Source organism: Pseudomonas sp. XS1P51, from assembly GCF_054897845.1.
On sequence record NZ_CM142707.1, the window covers coordinates 2,501,872 to 2,520,780 of the forward strand.

Consider the following 18,909-nt stretch of genomic DNA (forward strand, 5'->3'; position numbering starts at 1 on the left):
CAAGGAAACCCAATGAATCGCCGCGATTACCTTGCCCAAACATCCGTTCAGCACTTCATCGAATGGCTAAGCGCCCACCTGGATAACGCCACGTTCAAGCATGACTACCTCAACCGCTTGCGTCGCACCCAATGGAGTTGCGACAGCCTTTTCGATGCCTACCGCAACTACCATTGGGCTCATCCGGCGATCAGTCGTCTGAAGGTACCGTCAGGATCGACCGCCGCAAGTAACGATGCGGCACTTCAGGCGCTGAAGGCAGACCTGGAGCGAGCGCTGAAGACACCGTCCCAGGATCAGGCAGTATGTCAGGCGACAATCGACGTGATGCTCTGGGGCGGCGTTCAAGCTCACAATGTCAGTTGGCTCAATACAAACCGTCAGGGGCTGGCGGCTGTGCTTGCAGCGTCGCGTGACGCCATCGACGGGGGCTGCCCGAATGTCGCGCAGCTATCGGCCCCGGACCTGCGGTTTAACGCCGGGATGACCAAGGTCTATTCGCTCATCTGCCGCCACTTTGTCATCTACGACAGCCGTGTCGCCGCGGCGCTCGGCTGGGCGGTCGTGATGTATTGCAAGGAGAACGGCCTCGCCACTGTACCGCCTGAACTGGCGTTTCCATGGGCTCCGGCAAAGGAAGCAGGCGCGGTGACCGCAAAGCGTCGTAATCCGAGCGAGGGGACACTGGTTTTTCCGCGGCTTAAAGCAGGGCCACACCATGCCAAGTGGAATATGAAAGCGAGCTGGGTTCTGCGCGCGGCACTTGATCATCCAAACGCCATCAACAGCGGTTTCAAATCGGGCGATGGCTGCATGATAGATAGCCTGCGCCAGTTGGAGGCGGCACTCTTCATGATCGGCTATGACCTCGGCTCAACGGCCAACGAAGAGCAATACATGCCCACACCACGCGAAACCGATCCTGACTGGATCGATTGCTTCACCGCGGCACGACGCATCCCCTTTCGATACCAACTGACGGTAAAGGAATTCGTTGTCGAGAACGGGCCGCGTTTTCCGATAGCGGTGGTTAACGAGATGCTGGAAAACCTCAAGCAAGTGTTCGGATCGTCCCCTTTCCCGTTAGCCAATAAAGCTGATGACGTGCGCAACGAAGTCAGTGCCGAGGGCATAGGCACCGCCTACTTCCGCGCTACCGCCAAACGCGGCAATGCACCTGACACCAGCAAACTGTCCGCGATATTGGAGGACCTGGGTATTTTCTCGCTCACGCAGGGAAGCAAGCGCTGGATGCTGAACAGTGACCTTCTGCCTTCAGGTCCGGATGGAAAAATAGACATAGGGCCCGTGGTTCAGCGGGCAATGGATGAAGAATCTGTCAGCTGAGCCCAGTCAACACAGGGGATGGGCCTTGAATTGACGGCCCCTCCCCGTTAGCCCCTATTACGGAACTGAATTCGATGAACCATTCGCCCAGTCAAACGTCGCCACAGGAGATCGTCATGCCAGCCAGGTAACCCTCTTGAGAAATAGACATGGCTCGCACTTACCGACGACTTGGCTGCCGCTACGATTACCTGTTTGTCCTCTGGGAATTCGAACCCGCTGAGATAGAGTCTGGATCCCTGAAGGTCCGCCAGCGTCTGGCACATTTTCACAGTGATCATTTTGCAAGCTATCGCAAGCGCCCGCCGAAATGCTTCCGCGCGGTTGACGACCGCAAACTTCGGTTGAGCAATCGTACGGCACTGCGCAACTGGGTCCGATACCAGGACTTCGAACTGATACTGCGTGACTCCCGCCGCTGCCTCGCCTGGCAACCGATGTGAACAACCAGATGTCGGAGGCAGCCCTCTATAAATGTGATGGTCTGGCAATAGGCCATACCCTACAATGGCGACCCTCTCGGCCCGGCAGTTGCTGATCGGCCAATGAATAAGGAGATTCAGGTGTTTCGAAGCCCTCCCCGCGTTTTATCTTTAGGTTTTGTCCTGTTGTCCAGCCTGTCGCTGTCCGGTTGCTTCACCGAAGAAGTCGACACTCGCCAGACTCATGAAATCCAGGGCTTGCTCTACAAGATTCATGAAAAAGAACCCTTTACTGGCCGCATATTGAACTACCCGATGTCCGTGATGGGTCTGTTCAGTGTCGGGACCTGCAGCGTCGAGATCAAAAAAGGGTTGCCTGATGGTGACATGCGCTGCTCCGACAACGCCGGCACGCTGGTTGCGCTCGCCCAATTCGAGGGCGGAAAACGTGAGGGGCGTGAAGAGAAATACGATCCCAAAACCACCAAGATGACCAGCCGGGGTCACTGGTCGAAAGGCCAACTGGACGGTGTCCAGGAACTGTTCAATGCCGAGACCGGTGATCTGATCGGCGAGACGCACTACATCGCCGGGAAGAAAGTCGGTACGGAAAAACTCTGGGACGCGTCAGGCAAAACCCTGATCACCTCACTGGACTGGCAAAACGGCCTGCAAAGCGGCTTCGACAATCGAGGCGAACACCGGAGCAACAGGCTCAACGGCAAGGAGCACGGGCTACAACAGTCATTTAGCGTGCACAGCAACAAGTATTACCTGAGCAGCGAAAATAACTACGTGAACGGCACGCTTGACGGTGCCCAGAAAGAATTCGACTTCCAGGGCAATGTGCTGGAGGAAAGCGTGTTCAGCAACGGTGTGCGTCAGTCCCATACGCAGAACAAGTACGAGGACGGTCGCCTGGTTCATCATGTCAGCCAGATCGAAACCAAAAACAACACCAATATCTACGATTTGGATACCTTGGCCAATCAGGGGACAGAACAGTACTGGGATGCCAAGACCGGCGATCTGGTCCGCGTACTCGAATGGAACCGCGGCAAACTGGTCAGCGCCACCCGCACCGTCTGGCTTAACGGAAAAGTTGAAAGCCAATACCAAGGGATCGGCAAGGATGGCTACCGGACCAATCAGAGCGTCGAGAAAACCGGCATCGAGCGCGTTTTTGACCAACAGGGCGAGCTGATGGCTCATCTTCAATGGGCCGATGGAAAACTCATCGGTGCCATTGTGCAGCTACCCAAAACCCAGCGCCCCGACCACCCGGGCAAGATGGGTGTCATGGATCTGCGGATGAACAGCTATTACAGCAGCCCGCTGGAGGGTGACCCGGACTTCTATAAAGACAGCCTTTACGATGAATACTCCAACTTCCAGTTCCAGGCATTCATCGATCCGCCTTCGGCCAATCAAGCGGCGATGCCGACCGTAACGTCCATGGCGACCGGGAAAAAATCGCAAGCGGATATCGACGCCTGCGTGCAAAAACAAGTAGACGCTGTCCACGCCGAAGATGAAGAAGCGCTGATCCGCGCCGACATGCTCGAAGAGTTTGAGCAAGGCTGCAGCTGAGTCAGACACTTGAGAATCCGATAGACCTCAGTGCATGAAAGACCGGGCACGCCCGGTCTTTCTACATCCGCGCCTTCAAAAACCCGATAAACGCCGTGACCTTCGGCGACGGCAAATGCTCCCGGGCCGTCACGGCGTTCAGGTCCTGGGGCGGCCCGATCCACTCGGGCAACACCCGGCACAACCGCCCCGCGTCCACCTCGGCCTGCATACTCTGATCCATCCCCAGGGTCAGCCCTTCACCCGCGCACAGCGCCTCTTTCAGCAGCGCAGGATCGTTGGCGATCACCGACGGTTCAACCCGATAATTACGCAGCTTTGCGCCCGCCTTGCGCATCGGCCAGACATACCCGACATCGCGCCGGGCCTGATGCAGCACCAACGCGCGGTGCTCGATCAGCTCGTCGGGCGTCGCCGGTTGGCCATGGCGCTCGATGTAGTGCGGCGCGGCATAGATGCCCGTGGCGTAACTGGCCAGGCGTCGGGCCACCAGACTGGAATCCGGCAAGGTGCCGAGGCGCAGGGCCACGTCGATCTCCTCCGTGACCAGATCCAGCGGCACATGGGACGCCAGGATCTCCAGTTTGATTTCCGGATACGCCTGCCGAAACCCGGCCACCAACGGTGAAAACCAACTGACCCCGAATGAGTACGGCACCGTCACCCGCAACCAGCCCCGGGGGCCGTCGCGCAGTTGATGCACCGCCGATTCGGCGTGTTCCAGCGTGGTGGCGATGTCCTTGCACTGCTCAAAGTAAACCGCCCCTGCCTCGGTGAGGCTCAACTGGCGGGTGGTGCGGCGCAGCAGTTGAACACCGATGGCCTGCTCCAACTCGCGCACGCGGCGGCTGACGGTGGTCTTGGGAATCTGCAAGGCATGGGCCGCTGCAGTAAAGCTGCCCAGGCGCACTACGCGCACAAACACCAGCGTGTCGTTCAAGTCCCTGATCATGTTCGAGCAACCTGAGAGGCAATGTTTGAGAGGGCTTTATTGTGCCACTGACGGCACATTCCAAACCGCTTTTATGGGCTAATCAGCACACTGCGTGCAACCTATCATCGGGTCTCCCAACTGGAGTCCCCCCCATGAATCTCAACGAATACGCAGCCTGTGACGGCATCGGCCTGGCCCGGCTGGTGGCCGCAGGCGAAGTCACCTCCACGGAACTGGCCGAGCTGGCCATCGACGCCGTGCAACGGCTCAACCCGCAGATCAACGCCGTCATCGAAACCTGGTCGCCGACAGTCACCGAGGGCACGGGGCCGCTGGCCGGTGTGCCGTTCCTGATCAAGGACCTGGCGATCACCTCGGCCGGGCGGCGTGTCGAACTGGGCAGTCGCCTGGCCCAAGGTCTGGTGGCCGAGTCGGACTCCTACCTGATGCAACGCTTCAACGCAGCCGGCCTCGCCACCCTCGGACGCACCACCACACCGGAAATGGCCTTCAGCACCGAGACCGAATCCACCCTTCAAGGCGCCACCCGCAACCCGTGGGACACGCGCCTGTCGGCCGGCGGATCGAGCGGTGGTTCCGGGGCAGCGGTGGCGGCCGGCCTCGTGCCGATTGCCCACGCCACCGACGCGGCGGGTTCGATTCGGGTGCCGGCGGCGTTCAATGGCCTGGTCGGGCTCAAGCCAACCCGTGGTCGCGCCTCGAACGGCCCGGCGCTCGATGAAGTGTTCGCCGGTTTCGGCGTGCAGCTCGGCCTGTCGAGAACCGTGCGTGACACTGCGGCGTTGATGGACATCGTTCAGGGTTATGCGCCGGGCGATCCCTACTACACCGCCGCGCCGGCCGAGGGTTTTCTGGCTCAGGTGGGGCGCGATCCGGGCCGCTTGCGCATCGGGCTGCTCGACACTCCGTGGAATGGCACGGCCCTCGACCCGGAGATTGCCGATGCCACACACGCCGTGGCTCTGGAACTGCAAGCACTCGGTCATCACGTCGAGCGCGTCAGCGCCCCGCTCGGCACTTCGTGGGACGCCTTTGTCGAAGCCAACGCGCACATCTGGTGTGCCACCCTCGTCCGCTGGATCGACGGGCTCGCCGCCGCCACTTCACGGCCCATCGACCTGACCACCCTGGAACCCGCCACCCTCGCCTGCTACGTCTATGGCCAACAATCGCGCGCGGTGGAATTCGCCGCCGCGCTGGAAGTGCGCAACCTCATTTCCCGCAGCGTGGCGGGTTGGTTCGATGATTTCGACGTGCTGCTGACACCGACCCTGCCGCGCCTGCCCCAGCGGCTCGACACCTACAGCCGAGGCGCCGAGAACATGGATGGTTTGCAATGGACCTCGCGGGTGTTCGAGCACTCACCGTTTACGCCGGTGTTCAACGTCGCGGGCACTCCGGCGATTTCGTTGCCGTTGGGCATGTCTGGCAAGCACGGGTTACCGATCGGGTTGCAGTTTGTCGTGCGATTCGGCGCGGAGGATGTGTTGTTGCGATTGGCCGGGCAGTTGGAGCAGGCGTTGCCGTGGCATCAACGGAGGCCGAAGGTCTGGGCTGGCGACGCCTAAGATCAAAAGATCGCCGCCTGCGGCAGCTCCTACATTGATCGCGTGTAAACCCGACCCTGTAGGAGCTGCCGAAGGCGGCGATCCTGGCGCCCGCAATCCCACCGTAACTTTCAAACGAACAAAAAGGCCGCCCTGTGAACGGCGGCCCCTCAATCACAAGCGGACTTCAACTCATGCCGCTTTTGCGTTATGAACCGCCACCAGCTCCGCCTCATCCTTCAACGCTTTCTGCGCCGAAGGACGCGCCTCAACCCGCGCCACATACGCCATCAAATGTTCCAGATGCTCAATCTGCGCACCGGAGCGCGGATGCCACATGGTGCTCCACACATAGGCGTCGGCCACGGTGAACTGATCGCCGGTGAGGTAAGCGCGACCATCCGCCAGACGCTGATCCAGCACGGTGTAAGCACTCACCAGTTTCGCTTGGGTCCACGCGGCGCCTTCTTCGGTCAGCAATTTTCGCATCAACGGAATGTGCTTCTGGGCGATTTCAGTCGCCAGGAACGTCAGCAGTGGATCGAAGCGAACGCGTTCCAGCGTACCGTGAGCGGGAATCAGCTTCGCCTCGGGATGCTGGTCCGCCAGGTACGAGGTCAGCACGATGGTTTCGCTGATCCGGTCCTGTTCGGCATTGTCGAGCACCAGCACCGGCACATAACCCAGCGGATTGACCTCGGCAAAATTGTCGTCGTTGGAAGTGGTTTTGTCGAAGACGTTGTAGTGAATCAGTTCCGGGGTCAGACCCAGTTCGTTGGCCACCAGTTGGGCGGCGAGGGAGCAGGTCTGGGCGGCGATGTAGAGCTTGTTCATGGTGGCGATTCCTGGAGGATCAGTGGTCATTCGGCCCCGTTGTCAGGGCCGTTGAACACAGTCTGTTCCTCTCCCGAATACCGATAAACCCGGCAAATAGCGACGCACTGTAGACCATCAAGCGACAATCAAATCTTTAATGGTGCATTTAATAATAGTAATCACCGCCCTCAACGACCAAATCCTCCTGAGCATATTCATATTTTACAGACTTAATTAAGGCTACCTCTGCGCCTGCCTCTACTTGCGTAGTGCAACGGCCATCAAATAAAACAACATTTTTACCGCTGCCCACAGTACTACTGAACATTATTCCGTCGAATCCAAGCTGCCTAACGCAATCAGCAATGAGTTGGGTTATCGAATATTGATCCCTTTCCGACGGAGGGATAGTTCTACTAAGAAAAACACCTAGCGTATTCAATGCTCGATACCCATCAAGTTGTTCATCAGTTTTGAAATAATGAATTAACTTGCTTTGCGACAGATCAAACAATCGTTTGGGACTATTTACTCGCATCACTGCAATAGAGACTCGATCACCCGGATGAGGACGAACCTCCGCCAGAGCGGTATCTTTTTCAGTCGCGCAATACAGGAACGACACTCCGGCCCGATTCACTCGGCCGCTACTGGCCAAATAAGGAGGTGGAGCCCCAATTTCCTCTTGTGTATAGGGTTTGAAATGGACTCCCATTTCAAAGCCGCCAGGGTAATACTCCTTCTCCTCTTTGATCCCAACACGCGCTCGGTACAGCGTGTCGCTACCATCCAGGAAGGACGCGGCGACTTTCTGATACGGCCGCAAAATCTCTATAATTTCTTGCTCTAGAACAAAATGATTCTCCCGTGCCAAACGCTCAGCAACATGTAAAATTTTTCCATCAAGATCAGTTTTAATTGACCGAAGAATACCATTTTGCATTCCTTCAGAATCATAACCTGCGAAGAGGGTAATACCTTTATTGTAATCTTCGTAAACTGGCCCCTCACAGAGTTCCAGAACCAAATCATCATACCTGTCCTTATGGACGACTCTACCCTCGTCAAAAAAGATATTATCAGGACGATAAAATAGCGACTCGAGACTGTCCCCACCCAAGTGGCCATTGTATTCCCACTCAGAATAGTGATATCGAATCAGTGCTTTTATAAGCTGAAAAAAATCCCTCCTCTTCGAACTTAGGGTTAACCCTATCTGACCGCAAACATGACACGTATTACTCTTCCCCTTTTGAACCAGCAGTTCTTTTAGATGTGGTTCCTTCGCGCAACTGATACAAATCCTTGTCACCTTTCCCCCTCAAACAAAGCATTCGTTTAATCGATTGACAGATAAAATTAAAGCGCTCGCTATGCACTCACACCAACCGCTCAATCTTCTGATGCTGCCAGACCATTTTGTAATACGCCGTCTGCAACACCAGCATCCCCAGATACGCCACCGGAAACGCCATCCACACGCCCTGCAACCCGAACTGCGCATCCAGCACATACGCCACCGGCAACTGCACCCCGACCACGCAAACAATCGAAATCGCCATCGGCACCAACACCGTGCCGCTGGCGCGCATGATGCCGCCGATGATCGCCTGGAAGCCGAACACCAACAGACTCCAGAGCATGATGTGCAGCAAGTGCTCTGCCATCGCCCGAGTGGAATCATCCGTAAGGAACAACCCCAGCAACCAGTGCGACAGCAAATAACCCAACACCACCAAACCACCGGTCAGGCACACATTGATCAACAACCCCGTGCGCAGAATCGGCCCGATGCGCTCGATGCGCGCGGCGCCAATCGCCTGCGCGCCAAGGATCGACGCCGTGATCGCAATCGACAACGCCGGAAACTGCACATAATTGACGATCTGCGTCACCGCCCCGTACGCCGCCGTCGCCTGCGAACCGTGCTGATTCACCAGCGCCAGAATCACCAATTCCGACACCGACAACACCACCATCTGCAACCCGGTCGGCAAGCCGATGCGCAACACCTTGCCGAGAATCACCAGGTCCAGGCGCATCGCCGCGAACATCTCCCGATCCGGCGCCAACGGATGCCCCTTACTGATCAACCGCCACGCCAGCCACCCCATCGCCGACAAATTCCCCGCCAACCCCGCATACGCCGCACTCTGAATCCCCAACATCGGCAACCCGAACCAACCGCGAATCAACGCCGGCGTCAGCGCCAACCCGATGCAGGTCGACACCACCAACGCGATCAGCGGCGACACCGTATCGCTCACCCCGCGCAGGAGTTGGGTGAAGAGTACGTAGACCAGGAGCGACGGCATGATCCACATCATGACGTGGGCGTAGGACACGGCGTCGTCCAACACGTCGGCGGGCGTGCCCAAACCCTGCAAGGCTGGTCTTGCGAAGACGCTGCCGAGGATGGCTGCCGTTAAGCCGATCACTGCGCCCAACAGCAGCGTTGTGCCGGCGATGGTTTTTACCAGATGCGGTTCACGCGCGCCCCAGGCTTGGCCGATGAGCACACCCGCCCCCGCGCCGAGGCCGATGACCAGGGCGATGAAGAAGAAGACGATGGGGAACATGCCGGAGACGGCAGCCAGGGCTTGGGTGCCGAGCATTTGGCCGATGTAGATGCTGTTGATGGTACCCGACATGGATTGGAGGAAGTTGGAGAGGACCATGGGGGCGAGGAAAAGGAGGTAGGTTTTCCAGAGGGGGTGTTGGGTGGTCGGGGTTTGCATTGGGTGGAAGTCCAGCTCGGGTGCGGGGTTGGGATTCTAGAGGATAGCGTTAGCTGGGATGAACAAAGTTGAATGAATGTTTTGGCGCTGTTTTCGATCCATTCAACAATGCTGATTATTGGTCCTAGGACGGCATAAAATTTCCTACACAAACCTCGGAATCCCTCACCTTCCCCGCCGTTCTGATGAAGCTTATAGTCGGTCCCGTCGCCCAAAAATGGCGATACGGGTTTGGCGACCCGAGATACGAATGCGAGGGCCGCCTGCTCATTTGCAGGCGTCGTCGCAACTGCAAAACCGCTGTACTATGGCGGTTGCGCGCGGGAGACCTTCGGGTCTGCCGGTTTTCGTTCCCGGTTCGCCAACCTGCGCGCAACTGCCACCCTATTCGTTTGGCGACGATCTGTTGGCGGTCTCATCTAACTGAACGAGATCTAACCTATGGAAAGATACATGCCCCTCACCGGAATCGACCTGATCCCGGCCTCCCTGCTCATCGATACACAAGCACCACTCGACGTTCTGCAAGCTGCGGCTGATTACCGAATTCGGACGGTTACTCAGGTGCTGGAAAACATCGCCTTTCGTGCCGAGCTTGGTTGCGACACGGTTGTGCTAAAGGACTTTTCTCAGCTGCTGGCTATTCCATTGCGGGATGGTTGTGACTTGATGGACGTGATCGGTCGGCAATTGCGGGCGCAGGCGAAGGAGTAAGTAAAAACGGGCGTCTCAATGGGCGCCCGTTTTCTGCAATTGCGGTATGTGCATAAACGCGGGTGACGGAGCCTTTCGTGAGCCCATTGACCGAAGTCATTTCACAAAAAATATGTGAAATAAAATGTGAAGACTTTCATACGGTACAAACCGCTATGTCCCTGATCACATCAAAAGCCTGGCTCGACCCGATTCTCCCTGACGCATTGCCTCCGTCAATCATCGCTCTCGCGGACGCGCTGCCCAGAAAGACACAATTTCTAGCCGGACGCCTGCCGCCTGCCGCCTGCCGCCTGCCGCCTGCCGCCTGAAACCGCTGCACGCCTCGGTCGTCTCCTGCAAATCACCAATACGTACTATTCGAACCTGATCGAAGGGCAATACACCGAACCTGCCGAAATGCAAAAAGCGCAAGCGGCACCGGTCAAAGATCGCAAACAGCTTAAAAACCTGGCGGTTGAACAGATGGCGGTGCAAGCGTTACTCGAACGGGCGTTGCGCCAGCGTGCGCTGTTTGCCTGGGGTGACATGTTCGCGCCTGAGCTTGTGAGCACCGCACACAAACGGCTTTTTCGCGGTGCCAGTGACGCGGAACGAACGCTGTCAGATGGTTCGATCATGCAGCCCGGTATCCTGCGGTCGGTCACAGGTCAGAACGTTGTCGTTGGCAATCATGATGCGCCGGACGCGTCCGCTGTAGACGGGATGCTGCGACACCTTCAGGCAGGCTTCGGACGACAAACAGACTCCCGCCGTCAGCTTATTTCTGCGCTTGCCTACCATTATCGCCTCGCTTGGGTTCACCCCTTCGCGGACGGGAATGGTCGGGTTGCCCGGTTGGTCACTCATCTTCAGTTGGTGAGTTTGGGGCTGAAGCCAACGTTATGGTCACTGTCTCGCGGTCTTGCAAGGCAACACCAGAATTACTACGCCGCCCTGACCATGGCCGACCGCCCAAGAGAAGGTGATCTGGACGGACGCGGCCAGCTGTCTCAGCGACGCTATTTCGAATTCATCGAGTTCATGCTGCAGGTTTGTCACGAGCAGGTCGATTACATGACCGCAGCGGTGGACCCGTCCCAACTTCGGGAGCGCGTGATACGCGCGTTTCACTACAACGAGAAACTTCAACAACAAGGTATTCGCCCGGAAAGTGCGCCAGCGATCATTGCGCTCATCACTCAAGGTAGCCTGCCACGCAATGAAATAAAGACCTTCACCGGCCTTACTCCACGCCCGGCAATCGATGAGCTTTCGCGTCTGATCAAGGCTGGCTTGGTGGAAAGCCAAACGCCTAAATCCCGGATCGTCACACCCGGCCTTCCCGCTTGGTTTGCCCAAGATATTTTCCCGGATTTGCATCGACGGTTTCAGTAATTGGGATGAACGAAAACGGGCGCCATGACGGCGCCCGTTTTTTGTGTCCATGATCAAAGTGGTTCACACGCATCCATCTGACGGCTGATCTTCCTTCAGGAAGGCAAATACCGCCTAACTCTCGCATCCAACAGCTTGATCAGCGCAGGCTCCATGTACTGAAACTCATCAGGTATGTCCAAACAAACGATGCGTTTGTTCGCCAGTTCCGAGCGAAATCGAGCCGACAATTTGTTGCGATGAATCGGCTCCATGACAAATATCAGATCAGCCCACTGCAGCAGTTCCGGGCTGACGGGAACATCCGCATCGTTGCTGATACCCGCTGACGCGGTTTCCACGCCCGGCCAATCAGCAAAGTGTTGTTCGCCCGTGGGGCTGCGCAGTCGGTTTTGGCTGCAGATGAAAAGCACATTCAACATCGGGTAACTCCAAACAGTGAACGTGACTCGGGCTCAGAAGAGATTACCGATTTACTGTCGCGCTCCGGGTACCGGCAAACGCACTCGTACCCAGCCAGCGCCACAAACTTTCCGCATCCTTCACCGCGCCATCCACCCGCAGCTCTCGCGACTGAAGCACCTCCCGTGGTGTGCGGTCGCCCGCCCACACTTCGGTCAACGCGCGCACGCTGGAGTCCACGACGAGTGTCAGTTCGCGTCCGGGGTCGTCGCGGCACAAATCTGCCACACCCTGTTCGACCACCAGCCACCACGCTTGCTCGCCGGGCCGGGCGTCGCGGAATTTGAAGTGGATGACCACCGGTCGGGGCGGGAACGTTTCGAGGCGTACGAACCGGCGCACGTCCCACATGAGCAGGCCGGCGTCGAGTTCGTCATCGCGAAGGCGGCTGCCGATCCAGCGTGCGCCCCAATGTCCTAGCGCCATGATGATGGGGCGCAGTTCCTCGCCCGCCTCGGTCAGGCTGTACTCCCAGACTTTGCCGGCGGCGGTGCGATGCACGACGCCGATTTCTTCCAGATGGCGCAGCCGCTGGGCCAGCAGGCCGGTGGACATCCGTGGTACGCCGCGGTGCAGTTCGTTGAAGCGTTTGCTGCCGCACAACAGCTCGCGCACGACCAAAGGTGTCCAGCGTTCGCACAGTGCTTCGGCACCGCGTGCGACCGTGCAGAACTGACCGTAGCTTTCGTCCATTGCCTGGGCTCCGCAAGTACAACGCTTCAGATTCTGAACTAGCCCCGCTACTTCGTCACGCGCACGCTGAGGCCTTCGAAAGCCAATCGCCGAAGGAGAACGCCATGACCAAGGTAGCCATTATTCAGCGTCCGCCCGTGCTGCTGGATCGCAGCGCGACGATCGCCCGGGCCGGGCAATCGGTCGCCGAGGCAGCGGCGGCGGGAGCCGCGCTGATCGTTTTGCCCGAATCGTACATTCCCGGTTACCCGTCGTGGATCTGGCGGCTGGCGGCGGGAAAGGACGGGGCTGTCATGGGCCAGTTGCACACGCGGCTGCTGGCCAACGCCGTCGATATCGCGAACGGTGACTTGAGCGAATTGTGCGAGGCCGCCAGGGTTCACGCCGTGACGATCGTGTGCGGCCTCAATGAATGCGACCGGCAAAAGGGTGGCGGCACGCTCTACAACAGCGTAGTCGTGATCGGCCCGGACGGCGAAGTGCTCAACCGACACCGCAAGCTCATGCCAACGAATCCAGAGCGCATGGTGCATGGCTTCGGTGATGCCTCCGGGTTGCGCACGGTCGAGACGCCGGTCGGTCGCGTGGGTGCGCTGATCTGCTGGGAAAACTACATGCCGCTGGCTCGCTATTCACTGTATGCCCAAGGGGTGGAAATCTACGTCGCCCCCACGTACGACACCGGCGATGGCTGGATCAGCACGATGCGTCACATTGCCCTCGAAGGCCGCTGTTGGGTGCTCGGCAGCGGCACCTCGCTGCGCGGCAGCGACATTCCCGAGGACTTCCCGGCGCGTAAGCAACTGTTTCCCGATCCGGACGAATGGATCAACGACGGCGACTCGGTGGTGGTCAGTCCTCAAGGCCGGATCGTGGCCGGTCCGTTACACCGAGAGGCCGGCATTTTGTATGCGGACATCGACGTCGAACTGGTGGCGCCAGCGCGGCGGGCCCTCGACGTCACCGGCCACTACGCGCGCCCTGACATTTTCCAATTGCAGGTGCGGCGCACACCGACGACAGCGGTGCGTTACATCGATGAGTGAAGGTAAACCATTGATCAAGGAGTCATGCCATGAGCATTGAACGGTCTTACAAGGGCAGTTGTTTTTGCGGCGCCGTCGAGTTCACCGTCAGTGGCGAGCCGGCCGCGATGGGCTATTGCCATTGCGAGTCATGCCGGCATTGGTCAGCAGGACCGGTCAATGCCTTCACGCTGTGGAAGCCCGAAGCGGTGCAAGTGACTCGGGGTGCCGACAACATCGGCACCTACAACAAGACACCGAAAAGTGACCGCAAGTGGTGCAAAACGTGCGGCGGGCACCTCTTCACCGAGCACCCGGGGATGGGGCTCATCGATGTGTATGCCGCGATCATCCCGGAGCTCGCGTATTCGCCAGGCGTTCACGTCCACTATCAGGAGACCGTGCTGCGCATCAAGGATGGATTGCCCAAGCTGAAGGATGTCCCCGAGGAACTGGGAGGATCGGGCCTCAGCGTCGACGAATAGCGCTGGCAAGGTAAGCGTCTGGCGATCAAATCTGGCTTCGCGGAGCCCACCTGTGATGGTCAAGGGCTGGATGGCTCCGGCTCGCCCATCCATTTCGGTAACTCCTTGACAGTTTGCACCGTTGGCGCATTAAGAACTCCATATGGGCCGGGTTTTATAGTTACGTCGCCGCCCAACCACTTGTCTAACTGACTAACTTCCAGGCTTATACCTCGATAACCGACCGCAAGGGGAACGTCGTAAGTTCTCCTGAGGCCAATTCTGTTATCGGAGGCATGTGTTATTTTTGCGGCCACTCCGAAATTTCCTTGAGTGGGGCTTGTTAACAGATCATCGATTTTTATCGCCCCATTCTCTAGATTGGTTTTATAAGCATTACCGGAGCTGTCTGTATTCCTGGCCCTACTAAAACCCACGGAGGCATTGAAACTCCCCGTGTATTCAACATCAAATATGGAAGAATAATAAATCTCATAAGGTATTACTATATTTGCCTTACAGTCTTCACAAAGGGTAGAAACGGCGTCACTGGTATAGACGCTATTCAACCCTTTGAGCTTCTGCACTTTGTTTATTGCAATAGAGTTTCTGTTATTTTTCAGATAGGCAATCAACTCTATCGCATTGACGGCGTAGTACTGTGCGGCAGGAATGGACACAGAGTAAGATTCAATATTATTTACGCCAATCCCAAAATTTGGCAGCGAGTCCATGGGTAGCGAGGCGGCAAGACTTCCACCCGTACTCTTTGACTTGAAAAAATCAGGAAATCCCACTCGGCGCAAATTCATATGCTCCGCAGGCTTTGCGATGACATCGGAGGCAAAACATTCTCTACTTGGCCGGGCGATATAACTTGGCGGAGCTTCCAGTTTGGCAGTGTCCGAAGGGTCGGGCTTTGAACCGGCGGTAGAGGGGGCAAGCGATATCTTACATTCGTCTGTAGCCGCTCGAAAAGACCAGGTTTCACCGTAATTATTTTTTAGCAATGAATATACTTCCTCTGCGGGGAGCTGGCCGATTTTTATAGAAACGAAATCACACCCTGCAGTTTCATACTTATTCTTTTCTTCGCATTTCGCGTTGTATACGTGTAGGTAAACGTTACCTATGTAGTAATCTTCCTTGGGTGGGTACATGGGATTTATACGGTATTCGTTGATGGCGCTGACCCATTTTTGATCAAGGTCCCCACTCGGTAACGAACAGGCCGTCAACACAAACGCAGCGCAGGCAGAAATCGCAGTTTTTTTCACTTGTGATTCCTTTGGCTATTCAGGGAGTGGCCTTGATTGCTTCTATGCGATTGAAGTTGACGAGAATCACACCATTTGGGGAGCTCGTCTGGTACTCCCGACAGGCCGGCGAGGCGCCTGTAAGATAGTCCTTGAAGTCATTCAGAATGTCTTTAGCGCTGGACACTGTCATATCAACATCCAATATCGTGCCGCTGTTAAAGCTGAGCGATACATTTGACATTTTCGATCATCTATTTTAATGACGATGCTTATGTGATAGCTGAGTTTAATAGTCTGTCAAGTTTGACTTGAGTAAAAAACAGGGTTCTGTCTGTGTGTTCGGGCATCGGACATCTCACCGCAATTCTGCTGGCCCGCTGTGTATCACAGTGTATCTAGGTAGTAGCTTGATACATGAGTTTTCACCCGGCCTCCGATTCGACACAGGCCAGATACGTCACCGTTTTCAAATGCAACTAAGGTTTGAAGGGATCAGCCAGACCCCTTGGCCAACGGCTTGCAACGGAGACATCACCATGAAGATGGCACTGCAGAACAATAAAACCGGCACTACTCGCCGCCGTCTGGTCAGCTCGTCGATCCTCGCGTTTACCCTGTTCGGCGTCCTCGGTGCGGCCTACGCACAAACGCCCGCCGCCACCAATGAAGGCGGAAAATTCACCGCGCAAGAACAAGCCTCGGCACAAGCCTTGATGCGTCAGCAAGCCCGGCTCGCCACCGGTTATTACAGTGGTCCGGCGGACCAGGAAAAAAACTGGAAAGACCCGTTTACCAATGACCCTTTCGGTCGAGCCAGCGCGGCTCTGGATTTCCTGGACAACATGAGCCCTGAAGAAAAAGCCACCCCTGAGTGGCTGTCTCAGCACCTGGCTCTGGAAGCGGCACTGAATCAAAGCGCAAGTGTGGATCCCGCCGAGAAAAAGACTGGACACTTTCACAACCTGGCTGAAATCCTGGCGGGTGTCGTGACTGATGGATCTGACACCGAACAATCCAGCGAAGCCAGCTCGCTTTCACCGAGGTAACGACCTTGGGTCGTGTCCTGTCGCTGTTTGTCCGACAACAGATTGGTGGCCGTACGATAGAGATAGACCAGGGGCTTGTCAGGTTCCAGAAAACTCCTTTTGAAGTAATATTTAGTAATCAATCACATTTGCGTATGATACATATTCTCAATAACGCCAAAACCAAATGTGAGTCCGTATGTCCTCCCCAATCTCCCTGTGTTCACAAAACACCGTTACGCCGCGCGCGCCTTTGGCCCTGCGCCCCCTGGCTCTCACAGTGCACATGCTTGCAGCCGGTATCGCCTTCGCTGCGCCTTCCGTGCAGGCGGCGGAACAGACTGAGCAAACCGAGACTGGGAGTTCTGTGACGTTGGCTCCGATTGCGATCACGGAGACCGCCACTCGTGAACGCAGTGCCGTGACCGAAGACACTCACTCATACACGACTGAAGCAGCACGCACGGCCACGCCGTTGAGCATGTCTCTGCGGGAGACGCCGCAGTCGGTCAGCGTCATCACCCAGCAGCGCATACAAGACCAGAAGCTGCATACGATCCTCGACGTGGTCAACAACGCCACCGGTGTGTCGGTCAACCGCTACGAGACAAGCCGGGCGCAGTTCAACGCCCGTGGCTTTGAACTCAACTCGCTGATGATCGATGGTGTGCCCACCATCTATGAGCAACCATGGAGCTCGGGGGAAATTTTCAGTAGCCTGGCCATGTATGACCGCGTTGAAATAGTACGCGGCGCCAACGGCTTGATGACCGGTGCTGGTGATCCATCCGCGTCGATCAATATGGTGCGCAAGCGCGCCAACAGTACTGAACTGAAAGGTTCAGTAGAACTAAGTGCCGGCACCTGGGACACCTATGGCGTGGAGGCCGATGTATCCACGGCGCTGAACGAGGAAGGCACTATTCGCGCGCGGCTGGTCGGGGAGACTAACGAAGGCGACACCTGGATCGATATGAACTCGAACAAGCGCCAAACCCTGTACGGCACAATGGATATCGACCTGACTCCCGACACCACGCTCTGGTTCGGTTTGAGCCGGCAAGAAAGCAACGCCGAGTCTCCGATGTGGGGTGGCCTGCCAGTCTGGTACGCAGACGGCAGCCGCACCAACTGGAGCCGCTCGAAGTCAACCTCCGCCAAATGGAGCAAGTGGGACACCACCTACGAGACCTACTTCGTCAATCTTGATCACACCTTTGCCAACGACTGGCAGGTCAATCTGAGCTACAACCGTGGCGAGCGAACCGGCGACTCTTCCCTGCTGTACCTGTCCGGCAATCCAGGCAGGAACGGTAGCTCCGGCATGTTTTCGTTCCCGGCGACCTACAAGACCGAGACCACCCAGGACGACTACGGCATCCGCTTCAATGGCCCGTTCTCGTTCTTGGGTCGTGAGCACGAATTGGCCTTCGGTTATGTGGATAGCAAGCAGAAGTTCGACGCCGATTCACTCGACGCGCAAACAGGATTTGGCGGCGTCGCCAATTTCGATTCCTACAACGGCAATTTCGCAGAGCCGGTATGGGGCCCGAGAACAGACTACGGCTACAGCGAGACCCGCCAAAAAGGGCTGTACGCAGCAACCCGCCTGAACGTGACCGACGACTTGAAAGTGATTCTTGGCGCGCGTGAGAGTTGGTACGAGAAGACCAGTGATGACATCTTCTCGGAAGTGAGCAAGACCGATGTCGATCATGAGCTGACGCCCTATGCAGGTGTCGTCTACGACCTCACCGACAACCTCTCGGCCTATGCCAGCTACACGGAAATTTTCCTGCCGCAATCGGTACGCGACCGCAGTGGCCAGCAATTGGAACCGATCGTTGGCGAGAGTACTGAACTCGGCCTGAAGGGTGAGTACTTCGGTGGCCGCTTGAACACCTCCGCTGCGATTTTCCAGATCAAGCAGGATAATCTGGGCCAAAACACCGGCGAGCTGATCGATCCTTCGAACCCCGTCGGCGGCTTCGCGTACGAGGCAAGTGAAGGTGCGACCAGCAAGGGTTTCGAGCTGGAAGTTTCCGGCGAACTCGCAACGGACTGGAATGCATCGGTGGGTTACACCCAGTTCACGGCCGAAGATGCCAAAGGCGACGACGTCAACACGCTGTACCCGACCAAGTTGCTGCGCACCTTTACCACCTACCGTCTGCCAGGTGTTTTCAACAAGCTGACCATTGGCGGCGGGGTTAACTGGCAGGATTCGATCTACACCTACGCCCTCAACCCGGCCGGCAATTCCGAGAAGATCCAACAGGATGCCTATGCCCTGGTCAACCTGATGGCTCGTTATGAGATCACCAAAAACCTATCGGCTCAGGTGAACGCTGACAACATCACCGACGAGAAGTACTTCGACATCTTCGATGCCTACGGTGCCTTGACGTACGGTGCACCGCGTAGCATTACTGCTTCCGCGAAGTACCGCTTCTAAGGCTCCCGCAGCTCTTTTCT

18 protein-coding genes are annotated in these 18,909 nt (G+C 57.0%); 11 read left to right on the forward strand and 7 right to left on the reverse strand.

Annotated features, from left to right (window positions below):
• Nucleotides 1-12 precede the first annotated feature (12 nt).
• The 3 genes from ACYZUD_RS11540 (at nt 13) to ACYZUD_RS11550 (ending at nt 3,359) form a co-directional block, all read left to right on the forward strand.
• Nucleotides 13-1,347 (forward strand): hypothetical protein, encoded by a 1,335-nt coding sequence (locus tag ACYZUD_RS11540; RefSeq protein ID WP_462024116.1) that lies wholly within the window; start codon nt 13-15, stop codon nt 1,345-1,347.
• 149 nt (nt 1,348-1,496) lie between these two features.
• Nucleotides 1,497-1,790 (forward strand): hypothetical protein, encoded by a 294-nt coding sequence (locus ACYZUD_RS11545; protein ID WP_462024117.1) that lies wholly within the window; start codon nt 1,497-1,499, stop codon nt 1,788-1,790.
• Nucleotides 1,791-1,955: 165 nt separating this feature from the next.
• On the forward strand, nt 1,956-3,359 hold the full coding sequence (locus ACYZUD_RS11550; RefSeq protein WP_462024118.1) for a toxin-antitoxin system YwqK family antitoxin: 1,404 nt from the start codon (nt 1,956-1,958) through the stop codon (nt 3,357-3,359).
• A 61-nt stretch (nt 3,360-3,420) separates the two neighbouring features.
• Here the strand turns inward: ACYZUD_RS11550 and ACYZUD_RS11555 are convergent, their stop codons facing one another.
• The gene (locus tag ACYZUD_RS11555; protein ID WP_462024119.1) at nt 3,421-4,311 is read right to left on the reverse strand and encodes a LysR family transcriptional regulator; all 891 of its coding nucleotides are present in this window, start codon (nt 4,309-4,311) and stop codon (nt 3,421-3,423) included.
• Nucleotides 4,312-4,445: 134 nt separating this feature from the next.
• Between ACYZUD_RS11555 and ACYZUD_RS11560 the strand changes: the two genes are divergently transcribed.
• A complete protein-coding gene (locus ACYZUD_RS11560) occupies nt 4,446-5,882 on the forward strand; it encodes an amidase (protein ID WP_462024120.1) in 1,437 nt (478 codons plus the stop codon).
• A gap of 171 nt (nt 5,883-6,053) precedes the next feature.
• Here ACYZUD_RS11560 and ACYZUD_RS11565 read toward each other — a convergent pair whose 3' ends face one another.
• From ACYZUD_RS11565 to ACYZUD_RS11575, 3 genes are all read right to left on the reverse strand, one after another.
• On the reverse strand, nt 6,054-6,695 hold the full coding sequence (locus tag ACYZUD_RS11565; protein WP_462024121.1) for a glutathione S-transferase family protein: 642 nt from the start codon (nt 6,693-6,695) through the stop codon (nt 6,054-6,056).
• Nucleotides 6,696-6,843: 148 nt separating this feature from the next.
• Nucleotides 6,844-7,704, reverse strand: a complete 861-nt coding sequence (locus ACYZUD_RS11570) for an RES family NAD+ phosphorylase (RefSeq protein ID WP_462024122.1) — start codon at nt 7,702-7,704, stop codon at nt 6,844-6,846.
• Nucleotides 7,705-8,056: 352 nt separating this feature from the next.
• Nucleotides 8,057-9,415: an MATE family efflux transporter gene (locus ACYZUD_RS11575; protein ID WP_462024123.1), complete on the reverse strand. Its 1,359-nt coding sequence runs from the start codon at nt 9,413-9,415 to the stop codon at nt 8,057-8,059.
• A gap of 441 nt (nt 9,416-9,856) precedes the next feature.
• Here ACYZUD_RS11575 and ACYZUD_RS11580 point away from each other — a divergent pair, with 441 nt between their 5' ends.
• The 3 genes from ACYZUD_RS11580 (at nt 9,857) to ACYZUD_RS11590 (ending at nt 11,506) form a co-directional block, all read left to right on the forward strand.
• Nucleotides 9,857-10,129: a hypothetical protein gene (locus ACYZUD_RS11580; RefSeq protein ID WP_462024124.1), complete on the forward strand. Its 273-nt coding sequence runs from the start codon at nt 9,857-9,859 to the stop codon at nt 10,127-10,129.
• A gap of 77 nt (nt 10,130-10,206) precedes the next feature.
• On the forward strand, nt 10,207-10,440 hold the full coding sequence (locus ACYZUD_RS11585; protein ID WP_462024125.1) for a hypothetical protein: 234 nt from the start codon (nt 10,207-10,209) through the stop codon (nt 10,438-10,440).
• Nucleotides 10,441-10,528: 88 nt separating this feature from the next.
• Nucleotides 10,529-11,506 carry a Fic family protein gene (locus ACYZUD_RS11590; protein WP_462024126.1) on the forward strand — a complete coding sequence of 326 codons (978 nt, stop codon included), beginning with the start codon at nt 10,529-10,531 and terminating at the stop codon, nt 11,504-11,506.
• A 95-nt stretch (nt 11,507-11,601) separates the two neighbouring features.
• Here the strand turns inward: ACYZUD_RS11590 and ACYZUD_RS11595 are convergent, their stop codons facing one another.
• On the reverse strand, nt 11,602-11,928 hold the full coding sequence (locus tag ACYZUD_RS11595; RefSeq protein WP_462024127.1) for a low molecular weight protein tyrosine phosphatase family protein: 327 nt from the start codon (nt 11,926-11,928) through the stop codon (nt 11,602-11,604).
• A 43-nt stretch (nt 11,929-11,971) separates the two neighbouring features.
• Nucleotides 11,972-12,661: a winged helix-turn-helix transcriptional regulator gene (locus ACYZUD_RS11600; protein WP_462024128.1), complete on the reverse strand. Its 690-nt coding sequence runs from the start codon at nt 12,659-12,661 to the stop codon at nt 11,972-11,974.
• A gap of 104 nt (nt 12,662-12,765) precedes the next feature.
• Here ACYZUD_RS11600 and ACYZUD_RS11605 point away from each other — a divergent pair, with 104 nt between their 5' ends.
• Together ACYZUD_RS11605 and ACYZUD_RS11610 are read left to right on the forward strand one after the other, a co-directional pair.
• Nucleotides 12,766-13,707 (forward strand): carbon-nitrogen hydrolase family protein, encoded by a 942-nt coding sequence (locus ACYZUD_RS11605; RefSeq protein ID WP_462024129.1) that lies wholly within the window; start codon nt 12,766-12,768, stop codon nt 13,705-13,707.
• A 29-nt stretch (nt 13,708-13,736) separates the two neighbouring features.
• Nucleotides 13,737-14,171 (forward strand): GFA family protein, encoded by a 435-nt coding sequence (locus ACYZUD_RS11610; protein ID WP_462024130.1) that lies wholly within the window; start codon nt 13,737-13,739, stop codon nt 14,169-14,171.
• A gap of 59 nt (nt 14,172-14,230) precedes the next feature.
• On the opposite strand, the gene ACYZUD_RS11615 is transcribed toward ACYZUD_RS11610, so the two are convergent.
• A complete protein-coding gene (locus ACYZUD_RS11615) occupies nt 14,231-15,427 on the reverse strand; it encodes a hypothetical protein (protein ID WP_462024131.1) in 1,197 nt (398 codons plus the stop codon).
• Between the two features lie 518 nt (nt 15,428-15,945).
• Here ACYZUD_RS11615 and ACYZUD_RS11620 point away from each other — a divergent pair.
• On the forward strand, nt 15,946-16,455 hold the full coding sequence (locus tag ACYZUD_RS11620) for a hypothetical protein (RefSeq protein WP_462024132.1): 510 nt from the start codon (nt 15,946-15,948) through the stop codon (nt 16,453-16,455).
• A 346-nt stretch (nt 16,456-16,801) separates the two neighbouring features.
• Nucleotides 16,802-18,889: a TonB-dependent siderophore receptor gene (locus tag ACYZUD_RS11625; RefSeq protein WP_462024133.1), complete on the forward strand. Its 2,088-nt coding sequence runs from the start codon at nt 16,802-16,804 to the stop codon at nt 18,887-18,889.
• The last annotated feature ends 20 nt before the right edge of the window (nt 18,890-18,909 follow it).